A 21,610-nucleotide genomic window follows, 5' to 3' on the forward strand; every position below is an offset into this window, starting at 1 on the left:
TGAAACCGGAAGATGAACGCTTTGCCCGTTGCTTTAGCCCCGGCCCTGGGTGCCCTACTCAGGCCGCCAGGTGAAGGTAAAGCCGGTAGTGCCCCCGGGCCAGGCCATGGGCGAGGCGCTGACGCCTTTGATACGCGGTTTACGGCCCCAGCGGTTGCGGTGGGACAGGTAGCCCAGGTGGGCCGACAGGATGCCGATTCCCGCCCCGGCTACTACGTCCGACTGCCAGTGCCGGTCGTTGAGCATGCGCAGGGCGGCCACGCTGGTGGCAATGGTGTAGGCCCCCACACCGTACCACTGGCTTTTATCCCGAAACTCGGTGTGCACGATGCTGGCGGCCAGAAACGCCTGCGCCGTGTGGCCCGAAGGAAAGGAGTTGCGGGTGCTACCATCGGGCCGGAGCACCTTGGTGGTGTTCTTGAGCGCGTAGGTCAGGGCCCCGAAAATCAGCTCCGACTTCCCAATAACCAGCAGCGTGTTCAGCCGGTCGTTGCGCGACTCCACGCCGGCCAGGGCCACCAGCCCCAGCTCGGCGTAGGGGGCCAGAATCAGGTAGTCATCTACTTTGGTATGAAAGCCGGAAAAGTTGCGCTGGATGTCACGGCGGGCGTCGTAGCTGCTGTAAAAGCCGTTGCCGTTGATAGTAGAAACCCCGTAGCCGATGAGCACAGCCGGTACGATGGTGGCCGTCACCAGCTTGCCCTTGTACCAGGGCTTTTTCACGATGGTGGGCAGGTCGCCGGGGTTTTCGTACTTGCGGGTCGTATCGGTAGGGGCGGTGGGCTGCACCTGGGCAGCCAGGGGCAGGGCGGAGCCCACGCTCAGCAGGGCGACAAGCGCGTGGCGGCGCACAAAACCAACGGTAGCAGGTAGAAAGGAAGTCATGGCAGTAGCAAAAAGCAGAACGATAGGAGCACTAATTCGGCCCCGCAAGATAAAGACGTAATACTACGGTAACATAGAAATGCCGGCCAACCCACGGGCCGCTGGCTTGTTTACTAGTTGGCACCCTTGTTTCCCGTCAACCTGCTCACCCTCATTTTCTCGTAGGTAGCCTCATGAAATATTTGCACGAAAAGCACCCGCTGGCCATCCGCTGGTTTCACTGGATCAACTTTCCGGTGCTGGCCCTGATGATTTGGAGCGGCCTCTGGATTTACTGGGCTAATGATGTGTACCGCCTGGGCTGGGGCAGTACTACGCTGCTGAAGTTTTTTCCCCATTCGTTTTACGAGGCCTTTGATATGCCCTACAAGCTGGCCAAGGGCATGGCCTGGCACTTCGTGCTGATGTGGGTATTCGTGCTCAACGGCCTACTATACGTGGGCTACACGCTGGTTTCGGGAGAGTGGCGGGCCTTGGTGCCCGGCCGCCACGCTTTGCGGGAGGCAGGGCAGGTAATCCTCCACGACCTGGGCCTGCGCAAGCAGCCGCTGCCGGCGCGCAAATACAACGCCGCCCAGCAGATTGCCTATACCGCCGTGGTGCTGATGGGGGCCGGCTCTTTGCTGACGGGGGCGGCCATCTACAAACCCACGCAGCTAGCCTGGCTCACCACGGCCCTCGGCGGCTACGAGTGGGCCCGGGCCGAGCATTTCATCCTCACCACCGGCTACGTGCTGTTTTTCCTAGTGCACGTGGCCCAGGTAGTGCGGGCCGGCTGGAACAATTTTCGTTCGATGGTGGCCGGTGTGGAGGTCGTGGATATTCCGCCTTCCGCTGCTCCCGCTGCGCCTGTTACTGAACCCTCTGCTACTACTTCCCATGTCCGCTAACCTGCCCAAAAAACCGCTTATTCCCGCCGATGAGGCCGCCCTGGCCGAAGTGCGCCGCCGTTCCCGCCGCTCTTTCCTGGTGGGAGGTACAGCCGCCGTGCTGGGGCTGCTGGGCTGGCGCTGGGCCAGCACGGGCTCCGAGGCCGACGGCATTTCCCGGCCCCTGCGCAGCGTGCTGGATGCCAACGGGCAACTGGCCGGGGAGTATTTCAGCTCGGCCCACCTGGCCCCGGTGTATCCGAAAAGCCGGGCCCGCATGCCCCGCACCAACGGCCGGGTAGGCCTGAAAACACCGCTAGACCCGGCTGCCTGGCGCCTGCGCGTAGCGCCGGCCGCCGGCGGAGCAGCCCGGGAGTTTACGCTGGCCGATATTCAGGCCCTGCCCCGGGTTGAAATGACCACCGAACTCAAGTGCATTGAGGGCTGGAGCACCGTGGTTACCTGGGCCGGGGCGCGGTTTGCCGACTTCCTGGCCCGCTTCCCCCTGGCCGATGCGGCCGCGCCCTACGTGAACCTCACCACCCCCGACGGCAAATACTACGTGGGCCTGGACATGGCCAGCGCCCTGCATCCCCAAACATTGCTGTGCTACGAGATGAACGGGGCTCCGCTCACGCCTGAGCACGGCGCGCCTCTGCGGCTGGTTACGCCCGTCAAGTACGGTATCAAGCACATTAAGCGGCTGGGTAACATCGACTTTCCGGCGCAGCGCCCCGCCGATTACTGGGCCGACCGGGGCTACGACTGGCACTCGGGCCTGTAACAACTGGGGCGGCCCAAAACAGCGCAACCCGGGGCTTGGCCTCGGGTTGTGCTGTTGGTTGCGGAAAAGGGGACGGTGTTGGCTTACCCTTGCAGGAGCTTGCCAGAGGGATGCACAAAGGTGGTGCAAACCGGAACTCATGCCAAGCCCTGTTCCGTGTTGTTCGTGACATGCGTTGCTAACAGTTGGTAGCCCGCAAAAGCGGCGTTTACGCGTGTCATGTGCCCCTATTGGTTGCCTACGGGCCGAAATTCTGCCGCTAGCCCGCGCAACTGTGACATTGCGTATGCGCTATTTTTTTACTTGTTTAATGGGAACCGCCGGCAGCGTGAAGCAGAAGTGGCTACCCTGCTCCGGTATGCTTTCTACCCACAGCCGGCCGCCCTGGGCCTCGATGAACTCGCGGGAAATGCTCAGCCCCAGGCCCGAGCCGCCCTTGTGGCCGGTGGCGTTGGGTACTTCTGAAAAGCGCTGAAAAATCCGCTCGTGGTATTCGGGGGCAATGCCCGGCCCGCAATCCTGCACACTTATCTGCAACTGTTGGGGGGTGGCTTGGTGGGCGCGCACGCACAAATCGGCGCCGCGGGGACTGTAGCGGATGGCGTTGGCCAGCAGGTTGATGAGTACCCAAGTGGTTTTTTCCAGGTCGGCGCGGGCTGGGGGTAAGTCCTGGGGTACTTCCAGGCGCAGGTGCAACTCCCGGTCCTCCAGTTGGGGGCGCACGGTTTCAATGGCGTAGCGCACGATATCAGCCAGCGGAATAGGCTGCACATCGAACTGAATTTCCGCCCCTGCATCCAGCCTCGATACGGCCAGCAGCTGGCCCACCATGCCCAGCAGGCGCTGCGTTTCATCCCGGATACCGTCGGCCAGGCGCTGACGCTCCTCAGCCTCCGTGCGCTCATCCTGTAGCAGCATCAGGCTCAGCTTGATGCTGGCCAGCGGGGTTTTTAGTTCGTGCGAAATAGTGGCCAGGTAGTTCGACTTCACCTCGTCCAGCTTCTTGAAATCTGATACGTTGCGCAAACTCAGGATATGGCCCACAAACTCGGTGCGGCTGGTTTCCCGGTTACGGCTGACGATGTGGTTGAGCGTGAGTTGGTAATACGCCGTTTCACCATTGGGGCGGTTGATGGTGACCGTAACCGGGGCGGGCGTTTCGCCGGCGCGCACGGCTTCTTGGGCCAGCAAGGGCCGGAACAGCTGGTGCAACAGCTCGGTTTGCTGGCTCAGATCCTCAGCGCGGCGGCCCACTAAGTCAGAGGCTTCGCGGCCCAGCAGCTCCCGGGCGGCGGGGTTGGCCAGCAGTACGGTGCGGTCGGGGTCGAGCAGGAGTAGGCCTTCATCAAGGTGCTCAATGAGGCTTTCCAGACGGCTGCGCTCCGTGGCCAGGGCCGCCCGCGTCACGCTGCGCTGGTCCTGCATGTAGCCGAAAGCCCGGTTCAGGGCCAGGGCCACGGCACCTACTTCGTCGTTCTTGACAATGGATACCTGTGTGGTGGGGCCGGGACTGGCTACGTCCTCCACATCGGCCCGGAGCCGGCGTAACGGGCGCAGCACCACCCGCGGCAGGCGCACAATCAGCCCCAGGCCCACAGCCACGCTCAGTAGCAGCAGCGTCAGTACTGTGCGGCGTTCCTGGGCAGCCTGCTGGGTGATGCGCTGGGTTTGCTGGTTGAAGGAGGCTGCGTTGAGCTGCATCATGCGGTGCGTTTCGGCCCGGAGCTGGTGCAGCTGCGCCACTTGCCGGGCGACCGGGGCCCGGTCATCCACCAGCCGCTGGTAATCGGCTACCTGCTGGGTAAGGGTGTCCACTAGCTCCAGCTCCCCGGTTTCGGTGATGTTGGCGGCCTCGCGGGTGAGGGCCCGGCGTAGCTGCTGCAGCGGGGGCTGGGCCGTGGGCTGCTCCTGCAGCTGCTCCAGGGCCCGCAGCATCTGCTCCCCGTACTCCACGGAGCGGAAATTAGCCCGCTGAATCCCGAGCGCGCCCTTTTCCAGCCGCTGAATCGTAAAGAAAGTATACCCGCCCAGCCCCAGCAGCAAGGTCAGCATGGTCAGGATGCTGAGGCGAATTTTGAGTTTCAGGGACATGGCGCATGGTGGACCTCACCCCCCGGCCCCCTCTCCTCAGGGAGAGGGGGAGCCTGACGAGTATCGTGAGGCAGTATTGGGACTGAGCGAATTGATGGAAAGAAAGAATAGACCTGCATGAGAGTACCAGAACTGTTGCAAGCTTAAACGAGCACACCGGCCTACTGACGATTGCAGGTTAATGCATACAAGTAGTCGTCAGGCTCCCCCTCTCCCTGAGGAGAGGGGGCCGGGGGGTGAGGTCCCTACAGCCCGTACTCCTGCACCTTGCGGTACAGGGTCGTAAGGCCGATGGCGAGGCGGCGGGCGGCTTCGGTTTTGTTGCCTTGCACCTGATGCAGCACTTGGCGGATGTGGCGGGCTTCCACGGCGCGCAGACTCTGGTCGGCGGGGTCGGCGTCGGGGCTTAGGGACGAGGGCAGGGTGTGGAACTCGTCGGGGAGGTAGCCGGCCGAGAGGGGCTGGTCGGCGGGGGCCAGGATGGCGGCGCGCTCCAGCACGTTTTTCAGCTCCCGCACGTTGCCGGGCCACTCGTAGCGCTGCAGCAACTCCACGCACTCGGGCTCCAGGCCCGGCAGGCGCTTGCGCAGCTGGGCCGCGAAGTGCTGCAGAAAGTGCCCGGCCAGGGCCGGCACATCGGTGGCGCGCTCCTGCAGGCTGGGCACGTTGATGGTGAACACCGAGAGGCGGTAGTACAAATCGGGGCGGAAGTGGCCGGCGGCGGCTTCCTGCTTGAGGTTACGGTTGGTGGCCGCCACGATACGCACGTTCACGCTGGTGGGCTTGGTATCGCCGAGCTTGGTGAACTGCCGCGTCTCCAGCACGCGCAGAAACTTGGCCTGCACGTTCAGCTCCAGCTCCCCGATTTCATCCAGAAACAGGGTGCCGCCGTTGGCTTCTTCCAGCAGGCCTTTCTTGTCGGCCAGCGCGCCCGTAAACGCGCCCTTCTTGTACCCAAACAGCTCCGATTCCAGCAAATCCTTCGGAAAAGCCGAGCAGTTGACGGCCACAAACGGCTTGAGCTTCCGCTCACTGGCCTCATGAATGGCCTGGGCAAATAGCTCCTTGCCCGCGCCGGTAGGGCCTTCCAGCAGCACGGTACTGTCGGTGGGGGCTACCTGCCGGGCCAGGTCCTGGGCGCGGCGCAGGGCCGGGGCAGTGCCAATCATGCTGGCAAAGCTGTAGCGCTGGCTCATGCGTCGCTCCAACTCGGCCACGCGGCGGCGCAGGCGGGCTTTTTCGGCGGCCCGCTCTACCACCACCACCAGCTGCTGCTCGAAGTCGCCCTTGGTGAGGTAGTCGAAGGCGCCCTGCTTCATGGCCCGCACGCCATCCGGAATGGTGCCGAAGGCCGTGAGCAGCACAATCTCGCAGTCAGGGGCCTTGGCGCGGTAGCGCGGCATCAGGTCCACGCCGTGGCCGTCGGGCAGCTTCACGTCCGACACCACCACGAGCACCTCATCGGCGTGGTGCTGGAGCAGCTCCAGGCCGCGGGTGGCATCGGGGGCCTGCAGCACGGTGTAGCCTTCCAGCTCCAGCACCCGCGCCAATAGCTGGCGCAGGCGGGCTTCGTCGTCAATCAGGAGCAGGGTACCGGTGGGCATGGAGGGAGGGGTAATGAAGAATTAGGGATTCGGGTGCGAAAGTATCGGCTTAGTGGGGAAAAAGCAGAATGAACCGTAGCGGCGCAATATCTTGCGTCTCCTCGTTGAACGGTCTTGCTTGTGCGGTTCCAAACAACATCAGCAACGACGAGACGCAAGATATTGCGTCTCTAGAACTCCCTTCTCGATTCCTCGCCATGACTAAAAGCTTTACTTCTCTTTGCACAGCTGGATTGTTAGCTCTTAGCATCTGTGGCTGTGCTCAAGGCAAAAAACACAGCAGGCTGGGTAGGGAAATAGCCAGGGAGGAATTACAAGAAGCCCTGCAGAAGCAGGTTGCTATCAATGTTTCAACTGTGACGCAGGCGTTGCCAGATAGTGCCGCCGCTGTGCGAGTTGCGGAGCCTATCTTGTTTCGGACATATGGCCAAAAGAACATTGTACATGAACGGCCTTATGAGGTATATCTAATTGATAAATATTGGGTATTGATGGGCACTTTACCAAAGGATTCGGATGGTGGTGTTTTTACTATTATTCTGAATTCTCAGGACAGTCGGGTGATAGAACTGACACACGGGAAATAATGCTTCATGCATAATTGATCTACAAACAATGGACAAGCTTCTTCATGATAGTTTAAGGCCTGCAACGTGCCCGACTGTAATACCAAGTGAAATAATCAATCTAGTTGATACTGTCGACTGGACAGGATTTGGAACTGCATACGGTGAGGCAGAAGGGACCATACCTCATTACCTAAAGAACCTATTCTGTTCCGATTCTAATGTGTCTAATGAAGCTACGCACCAGCTATGGTGTTCTCTTTGTCATCAGCACGCTTTTATATCCTCTGCAGCTTTGCCAGCTTATCCTATATTAATTAGGGCGTTAATTAATCTTGACGAAAAACTCAAGATTGAAATACTAGATATAATGAGTGGATTCGCTTCGTGTTTACACCGAGGTGCGCTCAATAAATCATTAATTGAATGGGAAATAAAGCTTTACAACCTGATGTTAGCTGATAGGCCGTTATTTAAGGACCTGGCTGAGCATCCTGATAAAGATATAAGCAACTTCTCCCAAGCCATCTTAAGTGATTTGAATGCTTAGGATACGAACAAAGATTTTTTACGCACTCTGCCGAATTTCCTCCTTTAAGTGCTCCACAAACCGGACGAATTCCGGTTCGGCTTCCACGTTTTCGTGCCAGGCGAGGCCCATTTCGGCGAGGTTGTACTGGTGCTCGGGGCTGATGGTGGCGCCGGGCAGGAGCTGGCCGCTGGCATCCCGCTCGTAGCCCAGTAGCCAGAGCCGGTCGCAGAGGGCGGTGGTGGTCTGGATGTCGTGGGAGACGATGACGACGGTGTTCAGCTCGTCCATGGTGGTTACTTCGAGGATGATTTTCTTGACCTCGTCAATCATGGCAATATCGAGGCCCGAAAACGGCTCATCGAGCAGGATGAGGTGGTCGGAACAGAGCAGCTGTTGGGCAATGGCGGCGCGCTGGCGCTGCCCGCCGGAGAGGTGAGCCGGGTACTTGCGGCGGTGGGTCGTGAGCTGGAACCGCTCCAGGTAGGCATCGGTCTGACGGCGGGCTTCGGCGGCATCGGGGTATTTGCGGGTGGCGGCCAGCAGCAGGTTGTCGTGGAGGGTGCGGTGGTTGAACAGCGGGTACTGCTGCTGCACGAAGCCCACCGCGCCGGGCGCTACGGCTTCCTGGTCCTGGCCCACCAGCACGGTGCCGCGGCTGGGCGCCATCAGCCCCGCCATAATGCGGCACAGGACAGACTTACCCAGCCCCGAGCGGCCGTAGAACCCCACCACCTGGCCTTGCTCCATGCCCGGCCGGCACACGTCCAGCACCTGGGCCGAAATGTCGCGCAGGATGGTTTCGCCCGCAAACTCCATCGACACGTTGTCGAGGGTAAGGACCGGGGATTTATAGAAATAGGGAGTCATAGAGGTAGGGTGTGGAGGTAGAAGGGTATTGTCATGCTGAGCGCAGCCGAAGCATCTCTACCCCTGACTAACCAGTCAGTGGCAATGCCTACAGCTGCTGCATAGCCCAGGGTTGACTCCCTGGGCTACGGAGGGCCCAACGAAGCAGTAGAGATGCTTCGGCTGCGCTCAGCATGACGGTCTGATTAGCAAATTGCTACCGCGCGGCGGCCAGCTCAGAATAGGGGAAAAACACGCGGCGCAGGAGGGTGAACAGGTAGTCCTGGGCGGCACCGGCGGCGAGGATGACGAGCTGAATGGCCAGTACCCCGTCGAGGTGGAGGTAGCGGTTCTGCTTATAGAGCAGCAGGCCAATACCGCCTTCCGACTGGTAGAGGGTTTCCACCAGCGTAATCATCGTCCAGATGATGGCGAAGTTCTGACGCACCACTTCCAGCATATCATCCAGCTTGCCCAGCACCACCACTTCCCAGAAGCTGCGCCACTCGCCCAGGCCCAGGGTGCGGGCGTGGTCCATTTCCTGCTGGGTGGTGGTCAGCATCACCGAGGTCATGCCCGTAACCAGGTACACGGTGGTGGCGAAAATCAGCACGGAGAGCTTCACCTCGTGGCCGGAGCTGACCAGCAGGGCCATGAAAAACGTGAGGCCGGTGAGGGTGAGGTAACGCATTTTGGAGGCCGCGTAAGCCAGGGGCCGGAAGAAGGGCAGGGCCGTGAGGTAGGAAATCAGCAGCGCCAGCACTGTAGCCACGCCCAGGGCCTGCAGCGCCGTCGTCATACTGGCCCACAGCTCCGGAATGAGGCCCTGCGTGGTAATCAGGTCGGCCAGCGCCCGGAGCACTTCCCCGAGCGAAGGAAAGATGCGCAAAGGCATCCACAGCCACAGCAGCAGCAGCACCAGGGCCTGGCCGCCGGCCATCAGCAGCAACGTGGTACGGGGCGGTTGGGCGTTGGGAAGGAAGAGGGATTTCATGAGGGAGTGAGGGATATGAAGTGAGTGAGGAGGGACGTCATGCTGAGCGCAGCCGAAGCATCTCTACAGCTTCGTTGCAATAGTCTTAATTAGCCAGCGGTAGAGATGCTTCGGCTGCGCTCAGCATGACGTGCTGCCTCAACCCTAGTTACCCAGCACGATTTCCACGCGGCGGTTGCGGGCTTTGCCATCAGGTGTTGTGTTGGGGGCCACGGGCTCCTGGGCACCGTGAGCGTACACCTGCACGCGGCCCGCGGGGAAGGCGCTGGCGCTGCGCTGCTCCAGCCAATGCTCCACGGCCAGGGCCCGGTCCTCGGAGAGCTGCTGGTTGCGCTGCGGGTCGCCGGCGTTGTCGGTGTGGCCGTGCACGGCTACTTTCAGGCGGCCGGCTACTACCAGGTCGTTGAACAGCGTGTTGAGCTGCTGCTCGGCGGCGGGGGTGAAGGAGCTCTGGCCGGTATTGAACTCGATGTTCCAGGCCCGCTTGCTCACACTCTGGCGGATTTCGTCATCGGCGGCAAACTGCTGCTGCTCGGCCGGAGCCAGGGTTCTGCCGCGGTATTTGTCTTGTAGCTTGCGCAGGGGCGTGAGGTCCAGCATCTGCTCCAGGGGTACGTAGGTGGGCAGCTCTTTCGGGTACAGCTGGTGCTGCACGTCGCCGAAGGTTTTATACACGGCGGCGTAGATGTTGGTGCCGCCTTCGTTGAGGCCGAACAGGGCCAGATTATCGGCGAAGTTGAAGGCCTTGGCGCCCCCGAGCTCTACGACTTCGCCGTTGCGGTCGGCCTCGCTCACGCCCTTGTAGTAGCGCAGCCAGTAGCTGCCGGGCTTGTCCTTGTCGCCGTACACCACACTGGAAATATCGGCGGCGCGACTCAGGGCTTCGGGGTGGCTTTTTACCTGGTCGCCGGCCACGGCAAAGGCCGTCATCAGGGCTTCCACCTGCTTAGGGTGGGCGTCATACCACCGTTTGGTGGTCACCATGATGTTAGGCATCTGGTTGCTGTAGTCCTTGGTGCTCACAATGTTCACCAGGCCGCCTTTCTGCTTGGCAATGTTCACGTCGCCGGGCGTCCAGGTGGCTACGGCGTCGGCCACCACGTCCACTTTCACGCCGGTATTTTTGCCTTTTACCACCTTCACGCGCTGCTCGGGCTTGCCGATGATGTACTTCTCGGCGGCCACCAGAAAGTCGGAGGAAGCCAGGAAGTTCACGGCCTCGGGGTCATAGGTGGTTTCGTCGGGGTTTACTTTCAGGCCGTTGTCGGCGCACCATTTCAGGGCAATATTCTGGTCACCGTCGCGCAGGTAGCAGGCAATGGTTTTGCCCAGGGCGGCTTTGGGGTTATCGAGCCACTCCTTGGGGCCCATCAGCTTGTCCTCGCCGAAACTCTTGCCCACCGAGTAAGGAATAATCTGCAGGCCGGTGCCGGCTTTTTCCAGCTGGGGCTGCACCGCCGAGAAGGCCGGCAGCCCGTCGCCCATGATGCTCACCAGCAGGCCCGGCGTTTCGGGGTTGCTTTGCAGATCGAGAGCGTTTTTCACCAGGTCAGCCTGCATTTTGGCTACGTCGTCCTGGCGCACAATCTGCATATCCAGGCCGTTGGCGGCCATACTGGAGCCCTCTGTGGTGCGGGGGCCGCCGTTGGCCAGCATGCCGGCCATCTGCGAGTTCCAGGCCATTACCTCCCACACCACGGGCGTGCCCTTGCCGGCGGGCGTTTCGGAGGGTAGCGGAGCCAGGGGCACGGCCGCCGTGGCGCGCCCCCCGCCGCTGGCGGCGGGCAGCTCAATGGAATTTAGCAGCACCGATTCAGTTGCCGCTTTCTTGAACAGCACCCCGCTCTGCACGAGCTTGTTGATGCCGAAGTACAGCAGCGCCGCCAGTAGCACGCCCAGTACAAGTTTACCACGAGTTGTCATGTTGATAGGAGTTAGGAGCTGGGAGCGAGGATTTAGAATCGGCTCCGCAGCTGAGTTGAGAATGAATGCAGGAATTGGCGGGAGAGTGATTCGAATCAGGAATCAGGAGCTATCGGTCCTGGGTTGAGTAGAGCATTCTAGCTCCTAACTCCTGGCTCCTCTAATCCAGCAGGCTCTTGTAGGCGTCATTGGTGGCCACGCGGGTTTGGGCGGTTGTCAGGGGCGCGGCCTTTTCGTCGAGCAGGGCGTTGAAGTCGCCTTTCTGGTATTTTTCCAGCAGGCGCTGGCCCTTTTCGCTCATCACCCCGTTCTGGATGTCCATTTCCTTCACGAACTCCTGCGAGTAGCGCATGGCCTGCTTGATCTGGCCGAGCTGCTGGGCCATGTCCTGGGCCACCCGGTCGGTGGCCAGGTCGAAGAAGTATTTCTTGTCCGGGTCGCCGCGCAGGATGTTCATGGCAGCCCGCATACCGGAGCTGGTGCGCTTTACCAGCTGGTATTCGTCCTTCAGCAGGTTCACTTTGAACTTGCTGCCGTCAATCTGGCGCAGGGCCGCTTTCAGAATCTGGCGCATCACCAGGCTCACGTTCTGGGTGGTAGTGAGCATGGGCTGCAGGCGCTGGTTGTACTCCTGCAGCTGGGCGGCGCGGCTGGCATATTGCTCGGCGGCATCCGGTTCGCGCTGGCGGGTGGCGGCGTCGGCTAGCTGCAGATATTCGCGCATTTGCTGGGTGTTGGCTTCCAGCTTGCGCTTTACCAGCTCGTGGGCACCTTCCACGTGGCCCACTTCCTCCTCCATCTTGCGGGCCTCCTGGGAGGTGCTTTTAATGTAGTCCTCCATGATGCCGATGGGGTCGGTGTTGACGAAAATACCGGCAGCGGTGCGGAAAATACGCTGGCCCGCGTACCACAGCCCGGCCTTCACACGGGGGCTGGTGAGTACCAGCCAGGCCGCCAGCAGCACACCCAGCCCAATACCCAGCTTCACGGTATCAAACACCATTTCGACCAGGAACGGCACGATGGTGCCCCAGCAGTAGATGCCGGCCCCGGCCAGCCCGGCCAGAAAAATCCAGCCGGCTATCTTCTCTGGCTGCTGCCACTTGGGCAGCTCGCCGGTTTTAAAATCGGGAGTGGAAAGAGTGTTCATCGGTGAAGTGGTGAAATGGTGAGTAGGGGGACGGTTAGAAGTCGAAGGGCAGGACTAGGATTTTCATCCGGGCCGCTTCACTTCAGCAAAAAGGCCTGCACGGCTTGTTGGTGCGCTTTTAGCTCGGTGGAGGCGGTGGCGTGGGCCAATTCGTAGGAGGCCAGGGCAGCACCTGCTTTTTGTTGTTGCTGCTGTAGCTGCTCCCGCACGGCCAGCAGGCGTTGCTGGGCTTCTTCCAGCTGCCGGGCCAGGTCGGCGAGGCCGGTTTGGAGCTGCTGCTCCTGCTGCTGTAATTGCACTAAGGGGCTGGGCGGCACGTTCGGAATCCTTATTTCGCCCACCTTTTCCCGGTGCCGCTCCAGAATGCTGTTGCGGTCCGAGGTCAGCTTCAACTCAAACTGCTCCGCCGACTTTAGCAGGCCCGGCAAATCCAGGCTGGTAACGGCCGAAAACGCATTAAAAGCCGTTTGGTAGAGAATGGGACCATTGAGGCCGCTAGCCTGCAGGCTGCTTACCATTTTGGTAAAGGCCATAAAATCCTTGCCGTCGCCGGCCAGTAACTGGCGGATGTGGTCGAGGTGGCGCTGCTCGGGCTGGGTCAGGAGGGGAGCTGGCTCAAGAGCCGGAGTGTTGCCCAGCATAACCGGCGCCGACTGACCGGGCAAGGGGCGGGGTGCCGCCACAGAAGGGCCTCCGGCCGAGGTTTCCTCGATGAAGAAATCCTTGGCAGCTTTGGTGATATTGTCGAAGAAGGGCATTGGCTGTACGGGTGTTTGGGAGATGATAGCCCTTTGCCAAGCCTGATGCCTATTTCAATTATGCACGGATGATATTATTGTAATTATTTGTTAATCAAGTTTATATGAATGCATGCAGCCATTAAGAAGTCACCGGTAAAACACAAAACCCTTCCGTTTTGGAAGGGTCAGTTGTCGGAACGGTAGGGCAGCGCTAAACAAAAAGGGGAACGTGCTAGTAGTATGCAGCCATTACTATGCGTTCAGCTGCCCCCACACTCTATTTTCAGAACACAGCCGCCCGGATTCTGGAAGATCCGGCCGGGCTGCTACGAGTTATCTGGAGCGCCGAGGAGCGTGACCAGCTCACGTTCCGGGCCGTATTTAACCATATGGTGCAAGCCCTGCAGCGCCACGGCTGTTCCAAAATTCTGGTAGACCAGCGGCACATGCGGGCTTTCAGCGCGGCGGAGCAGCACTGGGTGGTGCAGGAGTGGCTGCCCCGGGCGGTGCAGGAAGGCGGCTACCGCTACGGTGGCGTACTGGTGGCCGAGGACGTATTTACCCGGCTGGCTACGGCCTACATCACCACCTCCGTCCAAAATCTGCCTCTGGTGTACCGCACTTTTTCCGATGAAGCCAGCGCCCTGCAATGGCTGCTGCTGCAACCCTAGCGCAGAGCAGAATCTGCCTCCGGCAGCCGGATAATGTACTCCGTTCCGCTGTCTGCATGGCTACTAGCCGTGAGGGTGCCGCCGTGGCCTTTCGTAATAATATCATGGCTCAACGACAAACCCAAACGGGCGTCGCTGCCACCCTGAAAGCGGCGAAATACCTGTTCCAGCGCCTCCGGGGCCAACACCAAGCCGTTGTCGCGCACCCGGATTTCCAGTGTCTGCTGAGCGTAGCGTGTACTGAGCTCCACCTGGGGTACGTAGTCTTCCTCGGCCTGCGCCAGCCGCTGCTGCACGGCCTGCAGGGCCGCGCTGAAAACGCCCACCAGAGCCCGGCCGATATCCTGCCGGATGACGTTGAGGGGCTGGGCGGCCGGGTCGAGGTGCAGCAGCAGGGCCGCGTTAAAATGCCGGTGCTTGGCGCGCAGGTCCTGGTAGGTGAGGCGAAGATACTCCTCGCTCATGCGGTTAAGGTCGGTAGGCTGGCGGGGGCCGCTGCCACCTGTTGAGTACTCCAACATGCCGCGCACAATGGACTCGGCGCGCTGCCCGTGCGCCACAATTTTGGTGTGGTTTTGTCCCAGGTTTTGCAGCATCTCATCCACCATTTCCTGCTCATGGAGGGGCAGGGGCAGCTTGTGCAGCTCCTGACGAATGTCTTCGCAGAGCTCCACGCTGATGGCGGCAAACTTGCGTACGCAGTTCACCGGGTTCTGAATTTCGTGGGCCACCCCGGCCATCAGCTCCCCCAGCGAGGCCATTTTCTCCCGCAGTACCAGTTGGCTCTGGGCAATTTTCAGGTCCTTCAGCGTGTGGGCCAGGTCGTCGCGCTGGGTGGTGAGCTCCTGGGCCTGCTGGCTAACCTGCGCGTGCAAGTGCCGTAGCAGCTGGTGGGCCCGGCGCTGCTGGCGGTTGGTGCGCCACAACACCACCGATACCAGCAGCAGCCCGGCCAGGCCAGTGAGCAAAATGCCCGTGCGCAGGCGCTCCTGCAGCTGAGCCCGCTCCGCCTCCAGCTCCTGCAGACGCTGCTGCTCGGCAAAGCCAATGGCATCCAGCTGCTTGATGCGGCGGGGGTTAAACAGGCTATCCTGGGCTACCAGCATTCCGCGCATATAGCGCAGGCTACTATCGGGCTGGTGCAGCTGCTCGAAGGTTTCGGTAAGCAGCTTGTTATTGCGCACAATGCCGACTATAAACGGCAGCGTCTGGGCTAAAGCCAGGGCCTTGCGGGCGTAGAAGATGCTGGAATCGGTCTGGTTGCGCGCCCTGAACAGCTCCGCCATGTACTGATAGGCTCGGCTGGCGCTTCGCCGGTCATTCTCGGGAAAAGCGGCCCGGGCACTGCGGCGGTAAAAGGTAAGGGCGGCATCCGGATGGCCCTGAGCCACCTGTAACAGGCCCAGCTCCCGCAACACATACGGGGCCGGATTGCCCCAGCAGCTCCGGTGCACGGCCCGGGAGCGGGCCGTCATGCCCCAGGCTTTGTTCAGGAAGAAGGCTGCCGAGTCGTATTGCCGCAGCCCCTCGTAGCTGGCGCCCAGGTTGGTGATAACGCTAATCAGCTGGGAAGTGTCGCGGACCGGGGCCGCCTGGTACAAGTGCAGGGCCTGGAAATAATACCGCAGGGAAGGCCGAAAGTCGTCGAGGGCAAAATACAGCAGCCCCATTTGGTTAAGCGTGCGGGCTGTCCCTTCGGAGTCCTGGCTGCTTTGGGCCAGTTGCAGAGCCTGCAGATCGAGGCGCAGGGCCTGGGGGAGGTTGCCCCGCTCCCCGGGCAGAATGGCCAGGCGGGAAAGACAGCGCCCTTCGCCTTTGGCATAGCCAATGCGCCGGGCCAGGGCCGTCCCCTGCGTGGCAAACCAGTGCAGGGAATCGAAGCGGGAATAGCGGTAGGTGGCCGCCAGATCGGCCAGCAGCAGAACGCGGCTACTATCAACTGTAGCGGCGGCCAGCCTGCGCTGCAGAGGACGGGTTTGCGGACTTTGGCCGTGCGCCGGGAGACTCCACCCCGCTGTACACACCAGTAGCCCCAGGGTCAGTAAACGGTTGGTCATGAGCAATGAACACGAAAGAGCAAGGCCACTCGCCTTGGGTATTGCCGGGGGCGGGTCGGTAGGGCGCGCTTGCGGGCGGCAAGTAACACTATATTCATGGTATTTTACAGGAAATAAACGCGGCTGTACACGCGGGTATAGTATATTTGTTTGTACCTGCACGTGCTTTCCGCGCTGCCACTTCCTGTACTGCCACGGTGTTGAGAAGCTGGCTTTTTCGTCCGTTGACATGCCTTTTTCATCTGCTCCACCCACGCTGTTGTATGAGAATCCGGCCGGCCGGTTGCTAGCCGACTCAAAAGGCTTTTTGCGCGTAGAATGGCTGCCCGGCTCCCACGACCCAGTGGCCGTGCAACAGGTATTGGAGCAGGAGCTGGGCTTATTAGAGAAAACGGGCTGGGGCCGTGTTCTATCGAAATGGGAGCATTTGGGGCCGTTGGCGCCCGGAACCGTGGACTGGATGCTCAAGAACTGGCTGCCCCGGGCGGGTGGATCATGCTCGTATCGGTGGGGGGCGCTACTGGTGGCGGATAATAAGCAGGCAGTAGCGGCCAGTCGGGCTGTTCTGGAAAAGGCGGGGTCTCAGTACCGGATTCAGTTCCAGTTTTTCAGCTGCGAAGTCTTGGCCGAGCAGTGGCTGCTGGCCCAATACTGAACCGTAGGGGGCCAGCTCGTTCTGCCAGCCGCCGAGCCCCTACCTTTGCGCCATGCTCTACATACCTGTTGCCTTCCGCCGGAGCGGAAAGTACGCCCTATTGCTGGCTTCCACGCTATGGGTTGCTTCCTGCTCCACCTCCTCCGACCCGGCCCCCGCACCGCCGGTTCCGCCCACCTTACCACCCGTTGCCCTGCCCGAGCACCTGACGCTGGGCAACCCCAGCGGCGCTACCGCCGATGAGCAGCAGCCCACTAACTTTTTGTTGCTAAAGCCTCAATATGCCCTCAGCTACCACCGGGACCGGGGTATACCCAATTGGGTAAGCTGGCACCTCACCCAGGCTCACCGGGGCAGCGCCGCCCGCCAGGATGATTTTCGGCCCGATAATACCTTGCCCGCCGGTTGGTACCAAGTGCAGGCCAACAGCTACTCGGGCTCGGGCTTCGACCGGGGCCATAATTGCCCTTCCGCCGACTGGACCTCCACGGTAGCCGATAATTCGGCCACGTTTCTGATGACCAACATGATTCCCCAGGCCCCGCGCAACAATCAGCAGACCTGGGCTAACCTGGAGGACTATAGCCGCGCCCAGCTCAGCAACGGGGCTCAGGAAGTGTACGTGATAATGGGCAGTTATGGTAAAGGCGGCACGGGCTCCAACGGCTACAAAACTACCCTCGACCAGGGCCGGGTTACCGTGCCCGCCCGCATCTGGAAAGTAATAGTGATACTACCCACCGGCGACAATGACGCAGCCCGCGTAAGCGCCAGCACCCGCATTATTGCCGTTGATACCCCCAACGACAACAGCATAAACACCAATTGGGGGCAGTACCGTACTTCCGTGGATGCCATTGAAGCAGCTACTGGCTACGACCTGCTCTCGGCGGTAGCGCCGGCCGTGCAGCAGCAGATAGAGAGCCGGGTGGATTCGGGTGCTCTTTAACCAATTGGTAAAATGATGAACCAAAGGTTGCGCCCATTAACATCGTAGCCATTTCGTACTATAGCCCTGCCTGGACCCGTACACCGGTGTTGTGTTGAACGGGTTCAGGCAGGGCTACAATGGGTGAACCTGGCTGGCAAACCAAGAGGCATTCCTAGTAATGACTTCTGGCAAGGAGAGGATTCGTGGCAACTTCGGCTACCGGCCCGCACTATTTCTGTTATGCTACCCAGGCATGATCTGCCCCTCATGTAAGTCGTGCACGTATTGCTCCGCCTCGCGTAGCAGGGTTGAGGCAGTATGCGTGGGTTGCTCACTGAGCAGGTCGGCACAGCGGCGCTGCAACAGGATTTCATGCCCTCCCGGCAAACCTCTCCCGGAAGCTGCCTGAGCCGCAACAACCTGCGCCAGCAATACAGCGGCCGTTGAGAAGCGTGCTTCGTGGAGCGCTGCGCGAAAGGATACTTCCAATTCAGTCATGGGCAGGAGACGCACAAAGGATACAGGGAGCAGGCCGTTCAAGAAGCATACCAAGATGCTCTGCTGGTATACTGCGGCCGCCCTGCACAGTAATTGGCCCCAAATTGCGTGTAGCGGGCTATCAGTCTACTTAATTAACCGGCGGCCTGTTCTGTCCTCCCGTACCCTATGCTCTTCATCTCTTTCAATCCAGCCATGCTTGCCGCCGTGCAGGCCGGCCGTAAAACCGTAACCCGCCGACGTTTGGCAGGAAATATACTGCTCCAGCAGCAGCCCGGCCGCTACCGATACCGGGGCCTGTCGGAATCGGGGGCAGTGTTTGAGGATGTGGCAACCCAGGTGCCGCTGGCCCCCGTGCCGTGCCCGTTCGGGCAGCCCGGTGACCTACTCCAGGTAAAAGAAAACCCCGCATTGCACCTGCAGATAGTGAGCATCCGGGCTGAGCGAGTTCAGGCCTTAACTGAGGCCGACGCCGTGGCCGAAGGTATTGAATGCAGGGAGCAGCAGGGCCAGGTATACTGGGGCGGGGTGGAGCCCAGTCCACCTGTAGCGGGAGAGTTCCGGTGGTACAACAGCCCTAGGGCCGCGTTTCGGGGACTGCTTGCTGGTATTTACTCCACAGCCTGGGCCCGGAATGAATGGGTCTGGGTAGTTTCGTTCCGCCCGCAGCCTACGCATCAAATAACTGCAAATCAGTAGGCCCGTCCACAAACCCGGCGTTTGCGAACGGGCCTCGGCCACTACCCATAAGCAGGGCGCTAGACTGCCGCCGCCTTGCGGCGTTCTGATTCAGCCTTCACGGCGGCCTTAAAGTCTTCGTTGGCGTGAAGTTCAGTATAGGCTTTCCATACAGCCCCCGGGGCGTCGCCATTACGCAAGCGGTTGAGGGCGTCGGTGAGGATATCGGGTTCCGCTGGCTTCTGCGGCGCTGCTTTTGCGTCGGCAGTTAGTTGCTCCGATTCTTCCTCCCCAAAGAAGCCGTGCTGGTAGAGGCCCGTTAGCTTCAACACGGCCCGGCTGAGGGCGCGTTTCTCCGCCGTTTCCGCGAAGTAGCTGTTTTTGCAGTTCTCAGGTACGGCGCTACCGTAGGTTTCCACGGTGGCTTCGTCCATCTTCGCTACGGCTTTGATAACGGCGTACTTGGGCTCCAGCTTCAGGGCTTTGTAACTAACCTGAATGCCGTAATGGGCCTGCACCTTCTCAATGCCTGAACGGGTCAGAATGGTGTAGTGCTGGTGCTGAAAAACATCTTCCTTGATGAGGCCGCACTCCTTATACAGGCTGTTAAGTTTGTCGGCTTTGGTGGCGGGTGCTTGCTTGGCCATTACGGGTGGTGAGGTATAGGAGTAAGCAGATGGGGCCGGGGCTTACCAGGCCACTACACTTCCTACGCGCCGGATTGTACTTCGTTTCCGGAAAAGCAGTAAACCAGGCGCTGCTAAACCCACCAGGCGTACTTTACGCCGGCACGCTCTCTTCAATGGCCGCGCTAATATCCACTTCCTCTACCGGGGGCAGCAGGGAAAAGCGGGATTCGTGAAAATTGGCCTCCGGGAAGCCAGGTGCCACCGCCGCATTGTTGATCTGCACCAGCGTAATGCCGAAGCCATTGTGCGTGTCGTACACGTTACGCACCGTGTAAATGGGCCCGCGCTTGGGAGTCTGAATATTAGGGTTCTGCACCAGCAACAGAGTGAAGTCGTCGTTGGTACAGACAACCTCCTGGCCTGGGTGAAACAGGGGAGCTTTCATGCCGGCAAAGATACTAAGCAGCCGTTGCGGAATGCGCATGAAGAAGGTCACGCGGAGGGTAGAGCAGCCACTCTGCGTAACAGATGAGTAGCCCATGTCACAATACGCGTAGCCCTGTCCTTTACAGCGCCGGTTAACCGCTTGATCTTGGGGCCCTCACCAGCCATATTTTCATCTTATGAAACGCATCCTCCATTCTGTTGCTCTTGCCTCCTTATTGGGCGTAGGCGCGGTTGCTTCCGGCTTTAGCAGTCCGCCCACCCCGGCACTCCATCGGCCGCATACCTCCTACACCGATTACCAAGATGGGTACGCCAACGGTAAGCGTGAAACCGAGCAGAACAAGTGCATTGATGGGGCCAACTTCCCGGAGCGCTATGAATCGTACCGGCAGCGGGTGTTGTACTGGCAGGCCACCGCTACTACCCAGCAGGAAGCCGATTACTACCAGGGCTACCTTGATGGTATGGAAGACGGCTACAATACCCCCGTTGTTTGTGGTAGCCCTGGTGGAGGTGGTGGCCCCGGTACCGGCCCCGGCGGCGGGGGCGACGGCCCCATTGATCCAGTATTTGACTAGGAACCCACCAGCAAGTGGAGCCGCCAACTGTGGGAACAGCTCCACAGTTCAGCCACCGTTTACCACTTGAAAATGCACATACTGGCAGGTACATAAAGCAAAAACGCCTTGCAAATCAAAGATTTACAAGGCGTTTACTGTACTGTGAGCCCCCAGTCGGGGCTCACTCTCTAAAATCCGACGCACTCTAAAGCACGCATCTTCAATTACTTACCCCGCTGTCAAAAGCAGAGCGCTTTCAACTGTGGCTTAATTTGAGGCACCTTCTTCCAGACGTCGCCGGATTTCTCCTTTATCGAAGCCCAGCGTCTCAATTACCTCCCAGAGCCGTTCCGCCGTCACATCGGGGGCCGAGGGCAGGAACGTGCTGATGTAGCCCCGCACGCGCCACAGCTCCGTGATGTCCGCCGTATCCATCGGGTAGGGCCGCCGGTGCGGGTTATCCGAGAACAGCAATACTTCCTCGTCCAGGGTGGAAATCCGGTTGCGAATCCGCTTCAGCATCACCGACTCCGACGTTACCACCACGTAGATATCATCCGGAATCAGCAGCCGCCAGTTATCCACGTAGCTGCATACCACAATGTCGTTGTGGTTCAGCGTCGGCGTCATCGAATCCCCGGCCACCTCGAAGGCCCGGAACTTGCCCCGCTCAAACAGCGGCAGCCGGTAGCGCGGCAAATCCTGCACGAACACCGCCTCGTTGTGCTGCAGCGTATAGCCCGCCTGAGCCGATACCGGCACCAGCTCCACGTTGTCGGTACCCTCCCGGTCCACCGTCACCACCAGCACGCCGCCGCTGTTCACCACCGACCGGCCGCTGACGGCCGGCCGCTGCACCGCCATGACTCCCGCTGCGCCGCTTTCACCGCGCAGCATCGGGCCCTGACCGAGCATCAGCCACTCCGGCGACAAATCCGGCCACTGCCGCAGAAAGTCCACCAAAGTGGGGTAGCTCGGTTCCGAGCCTTTCAGGATGTTATATAGCTTGCTGGTCGTGCTGTAGCCCAGTTTTTGCGTGGCGCTGCTGGCGTTCAGACCGAAGTGCGTGAGTATCTGCTGAATGCGCTGCACTATTTCAGGCTTTTTTTCTGACTGGCTATCAGGCTTTTGCATTTTATTTCCTGTTTTGATGTACTATTGCTTTGTGGTGTATTTATAATTGCATCACAAAGCAATAATGCTTGCTTAAGCAATATACAAAATTACAGGAAAAAGTATGGAACAGAAGGAGAAAAAGCCGGGAGTTTTGCAGCAGGTGCTACAAAAGCTCGGCCGCCGGCACAGCGTCATTGCCGATACCCTCACCCGCCTGCAGGACCGCGGCATCAAGCTCAGCCAGTCGCGCCTCTACCAGATTATCGCCGACGACGGGGCCCGCAAGGAGGTAGCCGATACCTTCCTGGAGGTGGCCGAAGAGGAGTTTGCCCGCCGCCGCCAGGTGCAGGAGCGCGCCCGCCAGCTCATAAACGAAGCGTAGCC

Annotated in this window: 22 protein-coding genes; 10 read left to right on the forward strand and 12 right to left on the reverse strand. The window is 60.3% G+C overall.

Features of this window, described 5'->3' with window-relative positions; translation table 11 throughout:
- Nucleotides 1-54: 54 nt before the first annotated feature.
- Nucleotides 55-885: a phosphatase PAP2 family protein gene (locus ABIB60_RS00235; RefSeq protein ID WP_354576926.1), complete on the reverse strand. Its 831-nt coding sequence runs from the start codon at nt 883-885 to the stop codon at nt 55-57.
- A gap of 173 nt (nt 886-1,058) precedes the next feature.
- Between ABIB60_RS00235 and ABIB60_RS00240 the strand changes: the two genes are divergently transcribed.
- Nucleotides 1,059-1,775, forward strand: coding sequence for a cytochrome b/b6 domain-containing protein (locus ABIB60_RS00240; protein WP_354576927.1), 717 nt, complete (start codon nt 1,059-1,061; stop codon nt 1,773-1,775).
- On the forward strand, nt 1,765-2,538 hold the full coding sequence (locus tag ABIB60_RS00245) for a molybdopterin-dependent oxidoreductase (protein ID WP_354576928.1): 774 nt from the start codon (nt 1,765-1,767) through the stop codon (nt 2,536-2,538). The genes ABIB60_RS00240 and ABIB60_RS00245 overlap by 11 nt, the downstream gene beginning before the upstream one ends.
- A 291-nt stretch (nt 2,539-2,829) precedes the next feature.
- Here the strand turns inward: ABIB60_RS00245 and ABIB60_RS00250 are convergent, their stop codons facing one another.
- Together ABIB60_RS00250 and ABIB60_RS00255 are read right to left on the reverse strand one after the other, a co-directional pair.
- Nucleotides 2,830-4,629, reverse strand: a complete 1,800-nt coding sequence (locus ABIB60_RS00250) for a sensor histidine kinase (RefSeq protein ID WP_354576929.1) — start codon at nt 4,627-4,629, stop codon at nt 2,830-2,832.
- 245 nt (nt 4,630-4,874) lie between these two features.
- Nucleotides 4,875-6,233 carry a sigma-54-dependent transcriptional regulator gene (locus ABIB60_RS00255; RefSeq protein ID WP_354576930.1) on the reverse strand — a complete coding sequence of 453 codons (1,359 nt, stop codon included), beginning with the start codon at nt 6,231-6,233 and terminating at the stop codon, nt 4,875-4,877.
- 197 nt (nt 6,234-6,430) lie between these two features.
- On the opposite strand from ABIB60_RS00255, the gene ABIB60_RS00260 reads away from it, so the two are divergent.
- Nucleotides 6,431-6,820 carry a YbbC/YhhH family protein gene (locus tag ABIB60_RS00260; RefSeq protein ID WP_354576931.1) on the forward strand — a complete coding sequence of 130 codons (390 nt, stop codon included), beginning with the start codon at nt 6,431-6,433 and terminating at the stop codon, nt 6,818-6,820.
- Nucleotides 6,821-6,848: 28 nt separating this feature from the next.
- Nucleotides 6,849-7,349, forward strand: coding sequence for a hypothetical protein (locus ABIB60_RS00265; RefSeq protein WP_354576932.1), 501 nt, complete (start codon nt 6,849-6,851; stop codon nt 7,347-7,349).
- Between the two features lie 18 nt (nt 7,350-7,367).
- Here the strand turns inward: ABIB60_RS00265 and ABIB60_RS00270 are convergent, their stop codons facing one another.
- The 5 genes from ABIB60_RS00270 to ABIB60_RS00290 all read right to left on the reverse strand — a co-directional run bounded on the left by ABIB60_RS00270 (nt 7,368) and on the right by ABIB60_RS00290 (nt 13,002).
- Nucleotides 7,368-8,198, reverse strand: coding sequence for an ATP-binding cassette domain-containing protein (locus ABIB60_RS00270; protein WP_354576933.1), 831 nt, complete (start codon nt 8,196-8,198; stop codon nt 7,368-7,370).
- A 196-nt stretch (nt 8,199-8,394) separates the two neighbouring features.
- The gene (locus ABIB60_RS00275) at nt 8,395-9,171 is read right to left on the reverse strand and encodes an ABC transporter permease (protein WP_354576934.1); all 777 of its coding nucleotides are present in this window, start codon (nt 9,169-9,171) and stop codon (nt 8,395-8,397) included.
- A gap of 144 nt (nt 9,172-9,315) precedes the next feature.
- The gene (locus tag ABIB60_RS00280) at nt 9,316-11,094 is read right to left on the reverse strand and encodes an OmpA family protein (RefSeq protein ID WP_354576935.1); all 1,779 of its coding nucleotides are present in this window, start codon (nt 11,092-11,094) and stop codon (nt 9,316-9,318) included.
- Nucleotides 11,095-11,254: 160 nt separating this feature from the next.
- Complete coding sequence (locus ABIB60_RS00285) at nt 11,255-12,244, reverse strand: hypothetical protein (RefSeq protein WP_354576936.1); 990 nt, start codon at nt 12,242-12,244, stop codon at nt 11,255-11,257.
- A gap of 77 nt (nt 12,245-12,321) precedes the next feature.
- The gene (locus ABIB60_RS00290) at nt 12,322-13,002 is read right to left on the reverse strand and encodes a hypothetical protein (protein ID WP_354576937.1); all 681 of its coding nucleotides are present in this window, start codon (nt 13,000-13,002) and stop codon (nt 12,322-12,324) included.
- Between the two features lie 236 nt (nt 13,003-13,238).
- Between ABIB60_RS00290 and ABIB60_RS00295 the strand changes: the two genes are divergently transcribed.
- The gene (locus ABIB60_RS00295; RefSeq protein WP_354576938.1) at nt 13,239-13,655 is read left to right on the forward strand and encodes a hypothetical protein; all 417 of its coding nucleotides are present in this window, start codon (nt 13,239-13,241) and stop codon (nt 13,653-13,655) included.
- Here the strand turns inward: ABIB60_RS00295 and ABIB60_RS00300 are convergent.
- A complete protein-coding gene (locus ABIB60_RS00300; protein ID WP_354576939.1) occupies nt 13,652-15,712 on the reverse strand; it encodes a tetratricopeptide repeat-containing sensor histidine kinase in 2,061 nt (686 codons plus the stop codon). The two genes, ABIB60_RS00295 and ABIB60_RS00300, sit on opposite strands and share 4 nt — an antisense overlap.
- 229 nt (nt 15,713-15,941) lie before the next feature.
- Here ABIB60_RS00300 and ABIB60_RS00305 point away from each other — a divergent pair, with 229 nt between their 5' ends.
- From ABIB60_RS00305 to ABIB60_RS00315, 3 genes are all read left to right on the forward strand, one after another.
- Complete coding sequence (locus tag ABIB60_RS00305; RefSeq protein ID WP_354576940.1) at nt 15,942-16,367, forward strand: hypothetical protein; 426 nt, start codon at nt 15,942-15,944, stop codon at nt 16,365-16,367.
- Between the two features lie 52 nt (nt 16,368-16,419).
- Nucleotides 16,420-17,316 (forward strand): DNA/RNA non-specific endonuclease, encoded by an 897-nt coding sequence (locus ABIB60_RS00310; RefSeq protein WP_354576941.1) that lies wholly within the window; start codon nt 16,420-16,422, stop codon nt 17,314-17,316.
- 648 nt (nt 17,317-17,964) lie between these two features.
- Complete coding sequence (locus ABIB60_RS00315) at nt 17,965-18,495, forward strand: ASCH domain-containing protein (RefSeq protein WP_354576942.1); 531 nt, start codon at nt 17,965-17,967, stop codon at nt 18,493-18,495.
- A 59-nt stretch (nt 18,496-18,554) separates the two neighbouring features.
- Here the strand turns inward: ABIB60_RS00315 and ABIB60_RS00320 are convergent, their stop codons facing one another.
- Together ABIB60_RS00320 and ABIB60_RS00325 are read right to left on the reverse strand one after the other, a co-directional pair.
- A complete protein-coding gene (locus tag ABIB60_RS00320) occupies nt 18,555-19,121 on the reverse strand; it encodes a hypothetical protein (RefSeq protein ID WP_354576943.1) in 567 nt (188 codons plus the stop codon).
- A gap of 133 nt (nt 19,122-19,254) precedes the next feature.
- Entirely contained in the window at nt 19,255-19,644 is a 390-nt protein-coding gene (locus ABIB60_RS00325; RefSeq protein WP_354576944.1) for a hypothetical protein, read from the reverse strand.
- A gap of 82 nt (nt 19,645-19,726) precedes the next feature.
- Between ABIB60_RS00325 and ABIB60_RS00330 the strand changes: the two genes are divergently transcribed.
- Complete coding sequence (locus ABIB60_RS00330; RefSeq protein ID WP_354576945.1) at nt 19,727-20,128, forward strand: hypothetical protein; 402 nt, start codon at nt 19,727-19,729, stop codon at nt 20,126-20,128.
- Between the two features lie 249 nt (nt 20,129-20,377).
- On the opposite strand, the gene ABIB60_RS00335 is transcribed toward ABIB60_RS00330, so the two are convergent.
- Nucleotides 20,378-21,244 (reverse strand): S24 family peptidase, encoded by an 867-nt coding sequence (locus tag ABIB60_RS00335; RefSeq protein WP_354576946.1) that lies wholly within the window; start codon nt 21,242-21,244, stop codon nt 20,378-20,380.
- Nucleotides 21,245-21,347: 103 nt separating this feature from the next.
- Between ABIB60_RS00335 and ABIB60_RS00340 the strand changes: the two genes are divergently transcribed.
- Nucleotides 21,348-21,608, forward strand: coding sequence for a hypothetical protein (locus tag ABIB60_RS00340; RefSeq protein ID WP_354576947.1), 261 nt, complete (start codon nt 21,348-21,350; stop codon nt 21,606-21,608).
- Nucleotides 21,609-21,610: the final 2 nt, after the last annotated feature.

Source organism: Hymenobacter sp. UYP22 (assembly GCF_040547285.1).
In the GTDB taxonomy this organism is placed as follows: domain Bacteria; phylum Bacteroidota; class Bacteroidia; order Cytophagales; family Hymenobacteraceae; genus Hymenobacter.

Coding starts and splice junctions, on each gene's coding strand:
- ABIB60_RS00330 (WP_354576945.1), top strand. CDS start 19,727: ATGAAACGCATCCTCCATTCTGTTGCTCTTGCCTCCTTATTGGGCGTA.
- ABIB60_RS00235 (WP_354576926.1), bottom strand. CDS start 885: ATGACTTCCTTTCTACCTGCTACCGTTGGTTTTGTGCGCCGCCACGCG.
- ABIB60_RS00320 (WP_354576943.1), bottom strand. CDS start 19,121: ATGGCCAAGCAAGCACCCGCCACCAAAGCCGACAAACTTAACAGCCTG.
- ABIB60_RS00310 (WP_354576941.1), top strand. CDS start 16,420: ATGCTCTACATACCTGTTGCCTTCCGCCGGAGCGGAAAGTACGCCCTA.
- ABIB60_RS00260 (WP_354576931.1), top strand. CDS start 6,431: ATGACTAAAAGCTTTACTTCTCTTTGCACAGCTGGATTGTTAGCTCTT.
- ABIB60_RS00315 (WP_354576942.1), top strand. CDS start 17,965: ATGCTCTTCATCTCTTTCAATCCAGCCATGCTTGCCGCCGTGCAGGCC.
- ABIB60_RS00305 (WP_354576940.1), top strand. CDS start 15,942: ATGCCTTTTTCATCTGCTCCACCCACGCTGTTGTATGAGAATCCGGCC.
- ABIB60_RS00340 (WP_354576947.1), top strand. CDS start 21,348: ATGGAACAGAAGGAGAAAAAGCCGGGAGTTTTGCAGCAGGTGCTACAA.
- ABIB60_RS00325 (WP_354576944.1), bottom strand. CDS start 19,644: ATGGGCTACTCATCTGTTACGCAGAGTGGCTGCTCTACCCTCCGCGTG.
- ABIB60_RS00250 (WP_354576929.1), bottom strand. CDS start 4,629: ATGTCCCTGAAACTCAAAATTCGCCTCAGCATCCTGACCATGCTGACC.
- ABIB60_RS00270 (WP_354576933.1), bottom strand. CDS start 8,198: ATGACTCCCTATTTCTATAAATCCCCGGTCCTTACCCTCGACAACGTG.
- ABIB60_RS00255 (WP_354576930.1), bottom strand. CDS start 6,233: ATGCCCACCGGTACCCTGCTCCTGATTGACGACGAAGCCCGCCTGCGC.
- ABIB60_RS00245 (WP_354576928.1), top strand. CDS start 1,765: ATGTCCGCTAACCTGCCCAAAAAACCGCTTATTCCCGCCGATGAGGCC.
- ABIB60_RS00295 (WP_354576938.1), top strand. CDS start 13,239: ATGCGTTCAGCTGCCCCCACACTCTATTTTCAGAACACAGCCGCCCGG.
- ABIB60_RS00300 (WP_354576939.1), bottom strand. CDS start 15,712: ATGACCAACCGTTTACTGACCCTGGGGCTACTGGTGTGTACAGCGGGG.
- ABIB60_RS00240 (WP_354576927.1), top strand. CDS start 1,059: ATGAAATATTTGCACGAAAAGCACCCGCTGGCCATCCGCTGGTTTCAC.
- ABIB60_RS00265 (WP_354576932.1), top strand. CDS start 6,849: ATGGACAAGCTTCTTCATGATAGTTTAAGGCCTGCAACGTGCCCGACT.
- ABIB60_RS00290 (WP_354576937.1), bottom strand. CDS start 13,002: ATGCCCTTCTTCGACAATATCACCAAAGCTGCCAAGGATTTCTTCATC.
- ABIB60_RS00335 (WP_354576946.1), bottom strand. CDS start 21,244: ATGCAAAAGCCTGATAGCCAGTCAGAAAAAAAGCCTGAAATAGTGCAG.
- ABIB60_RS00285 (WP_354576936.1), bottom strand. CDS start 12,244: ATGAACACTCTTTCCACTCCCGATTTTAAAACCGGCGAGCTGCCCAAG.
- ABIB60_RS00280 (WP_354576935.1), bottom strand. CDS start 11,094: ATGACAACTCGTGGTAAACTTGTACTGGGCGTGCTACTGGCGGCGCTG.
- ABIB60_RS00275 (WP_354576934.1), bottom strand. CDS start 9,171: ATGAAATCCCTCTTCCTTCCCAACGCCCAACCGCCCCGTACCACGTTG.